At 71.4% G+C, this 12,529-nt stretch carries 11 protein-coding genes; 8 read left to right on the top strand and 3 right to left on the bottom strand.

From position 1 onward, the window contains the following. Positions 1 to 303: 303 nt before the first annotated feature. Positions 304 to 999: a hypothetical protein gene (locus WMF31_RS39730; protein WP_436607087.1), complete on the top strand. Its 696-nt coding sequence runs from the start codon at positions 304 to 306 to the stop codon at positions 997 to 999. A gap of 244 nt (positions 1,000 to 1,243) precedes the next feature. Here the strand turns inward: WMF31_RS39730 and WMF31_RS39725 are convergent, their stop codons facing one another. Both WMF31_RS39725 and WMF31_RS39720 read right to left on the bottom strand, forming a co-directional pair. Next, complete coding sequence (locus WMF31_RS39725) at positions 1,244 to 1,423, bottom strand: hypothetical protein (RefSeq protein ID WP_436607086.1); 180 nt, start codon at positions 1,421 to 1,423, stop codon at positions 1,244 to 1,246. Positions 1,424 to 1,439: 16 nt separating this feature from the next. Then, positions 1,440 to 1,595: a hypothetical protein gene (locus WMF31_RS39720; protein WP_436607085.1), complete on the bottom strand. Its 156-nt coding sequence runs from the start codon at positions 1,593 to 1,595 to the stop codon at positions 1,440 to 1,442. Between the two features lie 473 nt (positions 1,596 to 2,068). On the opposite strand from WMF31_RS39720, the gene WMF31_RS39715 reads away from it, so the two are divergent. The 7 genes from WMF31_RS39715 to WMF31_RS39685 all read left to right on the top strand — a co-directional run bounded on the left by WMF31_RS39715 (position 2,069) and on the right by WMF31_RS39685 (position 9,346). Then, on the top strand, positions 2,069 to 2,596 hold the full coding sequence (locus WMF31_RS39715) for a ferritin-like domain-containing protein (protein ID WP_436607084.1): 528 nt from the start codon (positions 2,069 to 2,071) through the stop codon (positions 2,594 to 2,596). 722 nt (positions 2,597 to 3,318) lie between these two features. Next, on the top strand, positions 3,319 to 3,999 hold the full coding sequence (locus WMF31_RS39710; protein ID WP_436607083.1) for a class I SAM-dependent methyltransferase: 681 nt from the start codon (positions 3,319 to 3,321) through the stop codon (positions 3,997 to 3,999). 415 nt (positions 4,000 to 4,414) lie between these two features. After that, a complete protein-coding gene (locus WMF31_RS39705) occupies positions 4,415 to 4,678 on the top strand; it encodes a PqqD family protein (RefSeq protein ID WP_165373573.1) in 264 nt (87 codons plus the stop codon). Then, complete coding sequence (locus WMF31_RS39700) at positions 4,671 to 5,180, top strand: hypothetical protein (protein WP_436607082.1); 510 nt, start codon at positions 4,671 to 4,673, stop codon at positions 5,178 to 5,180. Before WMF31_RS39705 ends, WMF31_RS39700 begins: the two co-directional genes overlap by 8 nt. Before the next feature lie 9 nt (positions 5,181 to 5,189). After that, entirely contained in the window at positions 5,190 to 6,413 is a 1,224-nt protein-coding gene (locus WMF31_RS39695; RefSeq protein WP_436607081.1) for an MFS transporter, read from the top strand. 29 nt (positions 6,414 to 6,442) lie between these two features. Beyond that, a complete protein-coding gene (locus WMF31_RS39690; RefSeq protein ID WP_436607080.1) occupies positions 6,443 to 8,329 on the top strand; it encodes an asparagine synthetase B family protein in 1,887 nt (628 codons plus the stop codon). Between the two features lie 33 nt (positions 8,330 to 8,362). Continuing rightward, positions 8,363 to 9,346: a JmjC domain-containing protein gene (locus WMF31_RS39685; RefSeq protein ID WP_436607079.1), complete on the top strand. Its 984-nt coding sequence runs from the start codon at positions 8,363 to 8,365 to the stop codon at positions 9,344 to 9,346. 64 nt (positions 9,347 to 9,410) lie between these two features. Here the strand turns inward: WMF31_RS39685 and WMF31_RS39680 are convergent, their stop codons facing one another. After that, positions 9,411 to 12,332, bottom strand: coding sequence for a protein kinase domain-containing protein (locus WMF31_RS39680; RefSeq protein ID WP_436607078.1), 2,922 nt, complete (start codon positions 12,330 to 12,332; stop codon positions 9,411 to 9,413). Between the last annotated feature and the right edge of the window lie 197 nt (positions 12,333 to 12,529).

Here is a 12,529-nt window from a genome sequence, read left to right as displayed (position 1 = left end):
GCTCGCTCTTCCGGCGACGGCGCCGCCTCGAGAGCGCCGCCGCGCCCTGCTTCGAGCGCTCTGCGACCCTGTGATGGTCCTGTGTTCGTGTTCCTGTGCTCTCTGCTCGAGCGCCGCGCGAGCATAGGGACACGGCGCGGGGACGCCTAGACGGCAGAGCCCGCGCGGCGCGCCGGGCACGGTTGATGGAGGCGCTGCGCCGCTGTGCAAGGCTCGCTCTCTCCCAGGCCGCAGGCTGCGTCCAAGCCGCAGGCTGCGTCGCGCGCGGGCGAGCCGGGGCGCGCCACGCGCGCGGTCCCGGCCATGGCGATCGTCGTCCTCGTCGCGCTCGGCTCGGGGTGCGTCCGCGAGGCGGCAAAGGAAGCGACCAGCGGCACCCTCGAGGCGCTCGAGCGCGGCGCGGGGGAGCTCACCGCGCCGGCCGAGGGGGCGGACAGGAGGCAGGCCGAGGGCGCGCCCGGCGGGCAGCAGGCCGAGGGCGCGCCCGGCGGGCAGCAGGCCGAGGGCGCGCCCGGCGGGCAGCAGGCCGAGGGCGCGCCGGCGGCCGGCCGCCCGCTCGTGGGCGCGATCGTCCACGACGCGGTCCGGGCGGGCACGGCGGAGCTCGGGCGGCAGGCGGGGGTCCTCGAGCCGGTCATCGCGCGGACGAGCGAGGCGGTGAGCAGCGCCGTGGTCGAGGGCGCCCTCCAGCACGACCGGCAGCTCCTCGCCCTCGTCGAGCAGGGCTCGGGCGCGGCGGCGCGCGCGGTGGCGCGCGAGGGGACCGCGCAGCTCGTGGAGCACCTCGCCGGCTGCCCGGCCGGCGACCCGGGCTGCTCGAGCGCCGCGATCGAGCGGGCGAGCCGCGCCGCCGCCACCGGCTTCGCCGACGGCCTCGGGCGGGCGCTCCGGCCCTGGGTCCTCGGCCTCGCGTTCGGCGCCGGCTTCCTCCTCGCCGCGCTGCTCGCCATCGCCATCGCGGCCGTCACGCGGCGGCACGAGCGCGCCGCCACGCACTGACGCGCGACGCGAGGCGGCGCTCCCGGGTGCTGAAGTGCTTCGGCTTGAAAATCGTCCAGCGAAGCCGTATCGCGAAGCCCTTGCCGATCACGAGCAGCTGGTCGCCGATCCGACGGGGTTCATGGCGATGATCCAGACGTTCGCGGCACCGATGACGATCCAGATGCGAACGATGGTCTGGCCTGTCCCCGGCGGGAAACGCCCGTCCGATTCGTCGCCTCGTCGGGCCGCCCCCCGTCAGCCGTCAGGAGAGCACTTCGGTAGCAGTCTTCGCCCCGAGGACGTTCTCGATCCAGCGGTCGAGGGTCGAGATGCCCGTGCATGCCTGGATGCGCGCGCTCTCGTCCTCGGCGAGCCCGATCCCTGCGCGCGCAAGCAGCCGCAGCAGCGTGTCCCTCTTGCCCTTGAGCTCGCCTTCACGCATACCATCGAGCTTTCCCTCACGCATGCCCTTGAGCTCGCCCTGACGCATGCGCCACCGCCGACAGCACGGCGAGCTCGGTCTCCTTCTCGGCGTCGGTCGGGTCGGTGATCTCGGGGACGACGGCCGGACCGAGCTCCAGCGGCTTGGCGGTGCCCCCGCGGCGTCGAGGCACGCATTGGCCCCTCGATGCCTCATATCGATTTCTTGCTGCCCAGCATCGCCCTCTCGGCGCTTCACATCGACTTTTCGATGTCCCAGGGCGAATCTTCGACATGCGCCCTTGACAGAGGACCTGGCCGTGCGCTCCTGCGGACATTGGTCCGGCAGCGATCCGCATGACCTGCTCCTTTCCTCGACGCGGATCGCCTCAGCAATATCCCCGCCCGTGAACCGCTCCCCGCTTCCGCGTTGACCCGCCTCCCTGATTGCTCCGGCCTCTCCGATTGCCCCGCCTTCCCGATCCAACCCGCTCCCGCAAGGCACCCTGATCGGCGCCGCGGATCGGCCCGCTGGCAATCGACCCGCCGCCGGCCGCTCGGGCACGGCGCTGCCGTCGCGACCGCGCCGCTTCCCGGCAATCGCGATCGCGCCGCCTTTCGGCGCGCGACGGTCGGCTTTACAGCATGCCCGGAAGGAGGATCACCCATGGCAAAGGCACCCCACGACCCGAACGTCGAGCAGAACAAGGCAACGAGCGAAGGAGGAGCCATCGGCGATGCCCAGGCCCTGGAGCAGATTACCGGGCTCATCCTGCTCGACATGGCGGCGGCCGAGGCGTACCGCGCAGCGAGCGACGTCTGCAAGGCGCCGGAGATCAAGAAGCAGCTCGAAGCGTTCCGCCAAGATCATGAGCGGCACGTGCGCGAGCTCTCGGACGCGCTCGGCACCGGCCTGCCCGAGGAGGCCGACGATCGTGGCCTGTGCATCCGCCGGTACACCGAGCTGTCGGCGCGCGAGGACCGGACAGCGCTCGTCGCCATGCGCGGCAACGAGGAGCTCACGAACGACGCCTACGCCTCGGCGCTCGCGAGCGATCTGCCGGCGGAGGTCCGGCGGATGGTGGAGGCGAACTGGAAGGATGAGCGGCGCCACATCCGCTGGATCACGGAAGAGATCCGGACGCGCGGCTGGGAGCTCCCGGAAGTGCCGTCGACGCTGGCCGAGGCCGCGTGATCTCGCCGACGGCCGACGGCCGAGCCGTCGGCCAGGGCGCCGGCCGGGGAGGCCCAGCGCGCGCGATTGACGCGCGGCCGGACAAGTCAAGCATCCAGCAGCATTCCAACCGATAAACGCTGCGCGCCCGCCACCGGCGATATCCGCGGCCAGCATCCTCGATATCGACGGCCAGCATCGTCCCAGGATGAACAAAAAATGAAGCGGGGACGCTTCCTGGAACCCCTCTGCCGGGCAACCCCCTGCAGCGACGGGATGCTGCGCCGGCATAATCGCCGGGTCTGAACCGTTGATCTCACCGTTCTCGTCGCGTCTCATCCTCGTCGCGTCTCGTGCCGCTGCGGCGGCCATGCCCCTCCGCCTCCTGCAAGCCCAAGGAGGAGGCGCCGCGCTGCCTCTGTACACGATTCGAGCCATCTCGAAGCAGCTGGGAAGCAAGCGAGAACCGCTCGAAGACCCATGAGCAGATGGCATGATGCTGCCATGGCTTCGCCCCCGACCGCCCGATACGCGATTGGTCGGTCATCCATTGCGACCGCAAGCAAGACCGAAAAATCGACCCTCGCCAATGAGCACGAAATCAATCTTGACACAAACTCGACCAGCCGTTACAGCTCCTGTTATCCACAGCAGGCTGGGGGGGGAACCGCTGTGACCCGCGCAAGCGTGGCGTTCCTTTTGGTGAGACAAGGAGGCGCAGCGTGCTCGATCGAGCTGGATGCTTGGCCAACGATCGATTCATCCGGCAGTATCAGGAATGGATCAACCCGATACTGGCCCGGGATCTCGAGCTGAAGACGACATCCAGGCCAAGCCGGATCGTCGATATGGGCGTAGGCCCAGGGTTCCTGTCGCGGGCGCTGGCCCGGCGGTTCCCCGAGGCCACGGTGATCGGGGTCGACATCAACCCCGCGATGCTGGATCTGGCCCGTGACAACCTCGCAGGGAGGCCCGAGGCGCAGCGCATCGAGCTGGTGAAGCAGGATGTCCACGCGCTGTCGTTCGAGGATCGGTGCGCGGACGTCGTGATCTCGTGGTCCTGCTATCACCACTGGGCGGATCCGGTTCGTGGGCTGGCCGAGTGCTGGCGCATCCTCCGTCCGGGCGGGATTCTCTCCATCTTCGATGTGGAGCCGAGCCCTGAAATGATCCCTTATCTACAGGCGAACCTCTCCGATCCCGAGATCGCCGGGATCCTCGTCAAGTCGCTGCGGGAAGCGATCCCTCAGCAGGTTGTTGGAGAGCATGCGCGCGCCGCGGGGATCGTCGGCTTCGAGATCAAGCCGTTCGAGCTCGACATGGCCGCGGTGCTCGACTGTATCGACGAGATCGAGGAGCCGGCTCGGGTATCCGAGCCATCACCCGTCAACAGCATCGCATGGGCGCTCACCGCCCGGCGTTAACCCGGAGCCACGAAGAAAGGAGGTGATGTTCATGAAGCGCTACGTGCAGCCGAAGCTGATCGATCTGCGCACCGCGATCGTCGTCGGCGGCCATTGATCCGCGCTACGCCGCCCTCGCCGGCGGCTGGGTGGCTGGATGAATGGCCAGGAAACATCGGACCAAACCGCTGGGGCACTGCCCTGAAAGGAGATTCTCATGAAGCGCTACGTGCAGCCGAAGATGGTCGACCTGCGCACCGCGATCCTCGCCGGCGCCCATTGATCCGCCCGACGCCGCCCTCGCCGGCGGCGGATGGACGGTCAAGGATCGCCGCACGAGCCCGCCCTCACCGGCGGTAACCGAGCAGCCTCGGGGCTCCGATCTCAGGGTCGGGGCCTCGAGGCTCCTCCTCTCATCTCATGAGGAATGCACCCGATGCTTGATGCCAGCTTCATCCCTGCACTCGCCGAAGGCGTCGAATGGCGCGAGCACGCCAAGGGCGTCGTCATCAACCCCATGATGGCCCTCAACGACACCGCCGCGACGATCTTCCGCCTCATCGACGGAGAGCGCACGGTGGGCGCCATCGCCGGCGAGATCGCCCGACAGTACGACGCCCCGGCCGACGAGGTCCTCCCGGACACGATCCACTTCATCGAGCAGCTCATCGACAAGAAGATCGTCCGTCCCCATGAGTAATCCGCCTCCTCCCCCGCCGCTCCCCGGGCCGATGAACACGCCGCCCGAGCCCGCCGAGTGGCTGCGCCTGCGGGCGCTCGGCGTGCTGAACAACCTCGTGGGCATGGTGGCGCTGGGCCGCCGGGCCGGGCTCACGCCCGAGCAATGCGCGCGCTTCGTGGTCGAGCAGTACCGCGACCACGGCTTCCACGACGGCTGGCGCACGCAGCACGGCACCGGCAATGCGGCGCAGTTCGCCGAGATCTTCGCCGCCGGCCGGCGCATGCTCTACGACGAGGTCATCGTCTCGGAGGCAGAGGGAGGCTTCCTCGTGCGCTCCCGGGCGTGGTATTATGACCCTCAGCCGGAGGTGTTCTTCTTCATGGACGTCGAGCTGCCCGAGCTCGACCGCTTCTCCGTGGAGGTCATGCGCGTCCACGCGGAGGAGCTCTCGATCGAGCTCGACATTCGCCGGAGCGGCGAGTGGGAGGTGGCGCTCATCCGGCCACGAAGGGAGTCTTGAAGGCTCGCCATGCGCGTTCCCGCCTACCACGTCGTCGGCGCCCTCAGGGGGCTGAGCCTGGGCCTCTTCAGCCCGCTGTGGGTCGCGTACCTCTACTCGCGCGGGATGGATCTGATCAGCATCGGCCTGCTGGGAACGCTCTTTGAAGCCGTCAAGTTCATCTTCGAGGTGCCGACCGGCGCGCTGGCCGACCACTGGGGGGATCGCCGCTCGCTGCTGACCGGCACCGCGCTGATGGTGCTCACCTGGGTGGGATTCGGCTTCATCCAGGGGTTCGGCCTCGCCTGTGTCGTCATGGTGACCTGGGCGGCGGGAGAAGCCTTCATGTCGGGCGCCTACGAGAGCTGGATCTCTGGCCTCGTCCCGGAGGAGCGGCTGACGCGCACGTTCCTCGACAACTCGCGCATCAACGTGATCGCGCTCGTCCTGGGCGCGGCCGGGAGCGGCTGGATCTACCAGCGCTCTCCCACGCTGCTCTTCCTCGTGATCGCCGCGCTCTTCGCCGTTCAGCTCGGGGTGCTGCTCGGCGCCAGGTTCGCTTCGCGCAGCCCGGAGCTCGCGCACGCGCCGGAGAAGCCCTCGCTCGGGCTGCGCAGCATGATGGCCCACGCGCGCGCCAGCGCCTCCGACCTCCTCCGATGGCGGCTGGGAGGGCGCGTGGCGATCATGACCTTGTTCGCGGCCATGGTGTTCGATGGCATCGCTCGCTTTTACCAGCCTGCGCTGGTGGACCGTGGCACGTCACCTCAGGCCATGGGGGGGGTGATGTTCGCCGCGGCGCTCGTCGTGCTCCTGTTCCTGACGCTCGGCGCGCGGCTCACGGCGCGGATCGACCGCGCGCCCCTGGCCGCGGTGGCCGTCGTGGATCTCGGCGTGGTGGCGCTGTGCGCGGCCGTGGTGCTCTCCTCCGGCGCCCCGGCGCTGATGGCCATCGCCCTGCTGCTCGCGATGGAGGACGTGCGCGATCCGATCCTCAAGAGCGTCATCGCCAGAGGCGCGCCCCAGGCGCGGCGGGCCACCATCCTGTCGCTGGTCTCCGGGATCGGCGCCGCGGGCGAGATCCTGGCGGGCGTGATCTTCGGGTTGCTCGTCTCTAGGCTTGGAGAAGGGAGCGTCTTCGTGGTGGGGGCGGCGCTGATGCTGCCGACGATCATCGCGGGCCTGGTCCGCCGCGCTGCGGGAGACGAGCCGTCGGCGGCGGGGCTCGGCTCGAGCCCCCAGGAGAAGGGTTGAGGGGATCGATGTGCGGCATCGTTGGTCTCTTGACCCTGGGAGACGAGGAGCTCGGTCCGCGCGACGAGCGGGCGGTGGACGCGGCGGTGACTCGCCTCTTCGCCCGTGGGCCGGACGGTGAAGGGCGGGTCGCCCGCCGCGGCGTCGATCTCCGCTTCCGCCGCCTGGCCATCAACGATCCCAGCCAGGCCGGGCTCCAGCCCTTCCAGAGCGAGGATGGATCCGTGGCCGTGCTGGTGAACGGCGAGATCTTCAACCACCGTGCGCTGCGCGCGGCCGTCGGGTCTGGCCATCGCTGGCGCAGCGGCTCGGACTGTGAGGTGCTGCTGCCGCTCTACCGCGCCCACGGGCTCGCCGCGCTGGAGCGCCTTTGCGGGATGTTCGCCGCGGTCGTCGTCGATCTGGCCGAGCGAAAGGTGCACCTCGCGCGCGATCGCTTCGGCATCAAGCCGATGTTCTACAGCGTGCGAGGCGACCGGATCGCCGTCGCGTCGGAGGTGTCTGCCCTCGCCTCGCTGCTGGAGGCGCCGGCCGGGATCGACTGGGAAGCCGCGCTCTCCGATCCGTGGTTCGCCCGCTATCCCTGCCTCTCCTGGCCAGACCCCGCGCGCTGGTACGCCGGGGCGGAGAGCGTCCGGCCCGGCGAGGTGGTGACGATATCGATGACGGACGGGAGGGTGGCCACGCGGCGATGGTGGCGGCTCGGGGCCTGCCTGGCCGGCTCGGCCGGCGCGGAGGGGGGGCCCGCCGCCACGACCCCTGCCGAGGCGCCGGTCGCCGCGTATCGAGAGGCGCTGGAGAGGTCCGTCGCAGATTGCCTGAGCGGCGAGGCGGACGTGGCGCTCTTCCTCTCCGGCGGCATCGACTCGGTGGCCATCGCCGCGCTGGCGCGTGCCGGCGGGGCGCGTCCGCTGTGCGTCACGAGCTCGGCCCCGGCGGCGGAGCTCTCGGGCGATCTCGGCGCGGCCCGCGCGGCGGCGGACGCGCTCGGGCTCCCGCTCGTCTCGTGGGCTCCGGCGGACGTCTGGCCGAAGCTGGACGCCGACCTGTGGACCGGCCTGCTCGCCATCACCGAGAACCCGCTGACCGGCCCCGAGCAGCTCTACAAGATGGCGATCTACGTGGGCCTCGCGCGCTCCCACCGCGGCGTGCGCGTCACGCTGTCGGGGCAAGGCAGCGACGAGTTCAACGGGGGCTACAGCACGCTGTTCGCCCCGCCCGGCGGCGGCTGGGACGACTTCCTCACGGCCGTGGATCTCCTGGCCGGCGAGATCTCGGCTCACCGCACGATCGACCTGGCCGCCCACTGGAATCGTGATCTCGGCGCCCCGGTCGTCCGCGGCCGGCCGCGGCCGCCGGAGGCGACGGCCCTCCCTGGAGACAGGGGCTGGCGTGACTACATCACCAGCAAGTGCCGCGATCTCGAGCTGTTCAACCTGTGGAACGAGGATCGGACAGCGGCCGCCGTGAGCATGGAGAACCGCGTGCCCTTCCTCGATCACCCGGTGGTGCTGACCTCCGCCCGGCTGGGGCTCGATCCGGCGCTCGCCGCGCGGTGGCTGTACGACAAGCGCGTGCTGCGCGCGGCGGTGGGCCCCTTGTTGCCGGAGGCGCTCGCGGTGCGCGAGAAGGTGCCGTTCTTCTACGGCCGGGGGGCTGCCCTGGCCGCCAGGGAGATGGCGAGCCTGCTCGGCGCCGACGGCGGGCGGCTGCTCGAGGCGGCGCTCGACGGCTCGCCTGCGGCGCGGGAGTGGCTCGACGCGGACGCGCTGCGCGCGGCGGCGCTGCGGGTGATCGAGGATCCCCAGGCGCGCGGCTGGGAGGGCGTGCTGCGCGTCGTCAACCTCGCGCTGCTCGACGGGCTCGTGACGCACCGGATCCAGCCGCCGCAGATCGTTCCCGGAGCGGGCGCCTGACAGTCCACCGTAAAGCACGACAGGGATGAGCTCATGGAGACATCGAGGACCGACACGTGGAGCGAGCGTTTGGGTGACTGGGTCGCAGGGCTCGGCGGCAACGAGGAGGGGCTCCCGCGCACCCACCTGCATCGGCGGTTCAGCGCGGAGGCGTTCCGCTCGCTGCCCGGCTTCGCGGAGGCGGCCGACCTGGAGCGCTTCATCGCCCGTTACCCTGCGCCGATCATGGCCGTCGGCGGGCCGTGCTGGGACGAGACGGCGGGGTTGCGCGATCGGTTCCTGATCCGGCCCGAGCAGGCGCTGAAGTACTACGCTGCCGGCGCCACCCTGGAGCTCGATCATGCCGACCTCTTCTCGCCCGAGCTCGCGCGCGTCGTGGGCACGCTCGCCGGCATCCTCCGGCTGCCCGCAGGTGTGACGGGCAAGGCCATCGTCTACGCCTCCCCGAGCAGCGGCGGGTTCCCGGCGCACTTCGACGCGTACTACAATTTCGTCTTCCACATGGGCGGGGTGAAGCGCTGGAGCCTGTGGAACAACGACAACGCCACCGATCCCGTGGTGCACTACGAGGTCGAGACGTATCCCTTCGTCCCTCCCAACCTGGCCCCTTACTGGCAGGGGACGCCCACGCCCACCCGAGAGCCGCCGATGGTCGAGGAGCTCAGCGCGGGGTCGCTGCTCTTCTTGCCGCGCGGGATCTGGCATGAGACAGCGGCGAGCGGGTACTCGCTCTCGATCAACATCACGTATTCGATCCCGACCGTGGCCGATCTGGTGTCGGCCGCCATCGCTCGTGCCCTGCTGTCACATCCGCACTTCCGCAGCACGCCGCTCAGGCTGGACAGACCAGCCGCGTCGCTGGCCGAGGCGGCGCGGGTGCTGGGCGCGCTTCCCCCGGAGGTCCTCGCGGAAGCGCAAGGGGAGGGGCAGGATCTTTATCAGATCTTCCTGCGCGGCTACATCACGAACTTCCGCGAGCACCTGGCCGGCGTCATGGACGAGGCGAAGAGGAAGTGAAGCGGGGCGTCCCGCCGGGCGACGCGACCGCGCAGGGCAGCCCGCGCCAGCGCAAGCTCGGCGGCTAGCGCTTCTTCGCCCTCGCGGCGGAGTTCGGACGGATATCGACCTGCGTGGTATTCTGACAGGGCACCAGCGCCGTCACACCTGCGCTGAGCCATTCGGGGTATTTCGTCTCCCCCGGCTTCCCCACGCGCACGAAGAAGCGACCGCAGCGCACCACCAGCGGCTCGTTGACCGGCCCCGCGTGCTTCCCGTTCACATAGACGCCCCCCGTCTCGGGGAACCCCACCGTGAGCACGCCATGCCCCTTGGGCAGCGTGGCGAGGTCAGGCACCTTCCGCGCCTCGTTCTCCACGGCCTCCTTGGCCGCTGCTTCTTTGGCCGCCGCTTCTTTCTCCGCGGCCTCCTTGGCCGCCGCTTCTTTCTCCGCTGCTTCTTTGGCCGCCGCTTCTTTCTCCGCTGCTTCTTTGGCCGCCGCTTCTTTCTCCGCGGCCTCCTTGGCCGCCGCTTCTTTCTCCGCGGCCTCCTTGGCCGCTGCTTCTTTCGCCGCGGCCTCCTTCGCCGCTGCTTCTTTCGCCGCGGCCTCCTTCGCCGCGGCCTCTCTCGCGGCCGCTTCCTTGGCCGCTGCCTCTCTGGCCGCCGCCTCTTTCGCCTCCGCGTCGCGCGCCGCGGACGCTTTCACTGCCGGCGCTTGCGACCCCGGGCTCCGCTCCTCTGAAGGCTGCTCGCTCGGCGGCAGCGCCGCCGTCGCGTCCGACTCGAGCTCCGGCGTCGCGTCGACCGGCGCCGTGGTGATCACCACCGGCGCCTCCCGTCGCGCGATGTAGATCCAGAGCACCGCGACGATCGTCGCCGTGACCGCCGAGACCGCGATCGTCCCGATCGGCGACAGCGACCGCGGCACCTGCCACCGCGGCAACGGCCATCGCCGGCGCAGCGACGCCCAGCCCTGGCGCAGCGACGCCCAGCCCTCGCGGAGCAGCTCCCCGCCCCGGCGCAGCATCGGTCCCCCGCGGCGCAGCGCCGGCCATCGCTCGTGCAGCGACGCCCAGCCCCGGCGCAGCGACGCCCAGCCCCGCTGCAGCGACGCCCAGCCCCGGCGCAGCACCGGCCATCGCTCGCACAGCGACGCCCAGCCCCGGCGCAGCGACGCCCAGCCCCGGCGCAGCGACGCGCCGAGCACACCCGAGGACGCGGCCGCCGAGGCCCCGGTCAGTCCCGCCGCGCCCGGTTGCGAAACGCCGCCGGTCGGCGTTAGGCCCACCGAGCCCACGGGCAGCGCCATGCCCGGCGGCGGCAGGCCAGGCGGCGGCAGGCCAGGCGGAGCCACGGGGACCTCCACGCCGGACGGCGTCACGGACGACTCCGGCGACGACGCCGGAGCCGCCGCCGGGCCGAAGAACACCGGGGCCAGATCCGCCGGAAGGGCCGGCGGCGGGCCGAAGCGGATCGCCTCCGGGATCCCCGAGGGCGACACGCCGAGCGGCGCCAGCGAAGGCGCGGCGCCCGGCAGCGTCGAGCTCCCGTCCTCGAGCACCGGATCGGCCTCGTCGGGCAACGTCGCCATCCCGCCCGCCAGCGCCTCCTCGGCCTCCGCGTCGCGCTCCGCTGCGCGCCGCGACGCCTCGAACAGCCGGCCGAACGTCTCGCGATCGGGCAGCCCAGGCCTCCGCGCCTCGCCCTTCGCCCCGTCCCCCCTCGACCCCCCGCCGTTCGATCCCCCGCCCCTCAACCCCCCGCCGTTCGCCCCCGCGCCCCTCGCCGCCTCCCCCTTCGGATCGCCTGGGAGCGGCGGCGCGGGGTTCGCCGGCACCGGGATCGTGATCGGATCCGGCCCCGGCGCGGCGGTCCTCCCCGGCCCGTCCCGCCGCGCCGACCCCGCCAGCGCCTCGGCGGCCGCCGCCGTGGGGGGCGCGGTCTGCGCCAGCGGCCCCCCGGGCCGCGGCGGCGCCGGGCTCCCGTCCCTCGCGAGGCGATCCTTCGCGAGCCACCTCGCGGCGTCGGCCGCAGGCCTCGCGGTCTGGCCCCCCTTGCCCTTGACCGGGATCGTCGGACGCCGATCCTCCTCGGGATCCGCGTCCTCGAGCTCGATCGTCGCGTGCGCGGACTGCACGCGCGTCACCAGCTCGGACTTGCCCCGCTCGGGCCGCGACACCTTCGCGAGCGTCTGCTCGATGTCCTGGCAGGTGAGCTTCCGGTTGTCCGGCGACGGGGAGAGCGCCGTGTCGAGCAGCGCCGCGATCGGGCGCGGGATCTCCGGGCGGATCGACGAGATGGACGGCGGACGCGTGCCGTCCGCGGGCGGGCGGCGCCCCGAGAGCAGCGACCAGAGCAAGAGCCCGAGCCCGTAGATGTCGGCCTTCGTCGTCACGCGCTCGGCGCGCACCTGCTCGGGCGCCATGAACCCCGGCGCCCCCTTCACCACGCCCGCGATCGTGTCCGGCGTGCGCCCGAGGATCTTGCCGAGGCCGAAGCCCGTCAGGCGCACCTGCCCGTCCCACCCGATCACGACGTTCTCGGGGTGCAGGTTGCGATGGATGACCGGCGTGGGGCTGCCGTGCTCGTCGGTCGCCCCGTGCGCGTGCGCGAGCGCGCCCGCGAGGCAGTGCACCACGTAGTACACCGCCGCGTCCGCGAGCTTCTGCTGCCGCGACGACAGGTGCTGGAGCAGCCGATTGAGGTTCACGCCCTCCACGTGCTCGAGCACGAGCACGAGCTTGCCGTCGTGCTCGAAGAAATCGAACATCCGCACGATCGCCGGGTGGTTCAGCGACGCGCAGATCGACGCCTCGCGGGCGAGCTCGTCCCCGAAGCGCGGGTCGCCCTCGGCCGTGTTCGGGACGAGCTTCAGCTCGCTCACGCGCCGGAACCCGAGCGGGCCGTCCAGCCGCCCGAGATAGACGCTGGTGGGCCCAGAACCGGACAGGCGCCGGAGGATCTTGTAGGCCCCAATCGTCCCGGGAGCGGGCTCCGTCGGAAACATCCGGGGCCGATCATACCCAAGCGCGACGACGCCCCCAAGCCAACGACCAACACGGATCATTTCGCGGCGCCGGGGGGCGTGCGCGGGCGCCTCGGTAAGGCGCCATGCTCCACGCACGCTGTGCGCGGCGCGCTGCTCTCCTGCTCACCCCCGCGGTACAGCCGATCAGCGGAGCGCTGGACAGCCGTGACGGATTA

The organism is Sorangium sp. So ce1036 (assembly GCF_051369805.1).
Classification (GTDB): Bacteria; Myxococcota_A; Polyangia; order Polyangiales; family Polyangiaceae; genus Sorangium; species Sorangium cellulosum_F.
This window is presented reverse-complemented; position numbering and strand designations above follow the sequence as displayed.